Source organism: Curvibacter sp. GW821-FHT01G03 (genome assembly GCF_059422285.1).
Genome location: NZ_JBWKWP010000065.1, coordinates 1 through 405 on the forward strand (window position 1 = coordinate 1; position 405 = coordinate 405).

The following is a 405-nucleotide window of genomic DNA, read 5'->3' on the forward strand; positions in this document are numbered from 1 at the left end:
TTGGAGTCGGCGTCACACAGGCGGTTGAAGACCATCACGCGAATGGCATGCTCAACCGGGGAGGTGTAGCGGGCCTGGCGAAAGACGCCAGCCAGGCAATCAAAGCCGATCTCGCGCCAGAGTTGATCAAGCACCCACACATCGCCCAGCGCCAGGGCGGATTCGAACTGCAATTGCGGGGTGGCCGTGTCGGTGGGGCCATGTCCACGGGCCTTGAGCAGGGCCTGCAGAACCTTGTCCACCTGGCCATCGTTCTCGTCGACGCGTCCCAGGGTGAGCAGGTTGCGCTGACGTGGTTGCCCATTGGCGTCGCGGAAGGATTCCACGATCTGGGCGTAGGTGTGACCACGGCTGCGGGCAAGCTTGACGAACATGTTTGGAGTGTAGCGGAAGACGACGCATCGG

The 405-nt window shown here is 62.7% G+C and carries 1 protein-coding gene; it reads right to left on the reverse strand.

Features of this window, described 5'->3' with window-relative positions; genetic code table 11:
* A partial coding sequence (locus AC07VS_RS28840; RefSeq protein ID WP_494752700.1) for an IS1634 family transposase N-terminal domain-related protein occupies nt 1–374 on the reverse strand: 374 nt, incomplete at its 3' end.
* Nucleotides 375–405: the final 31 nt, after the last annotated feature.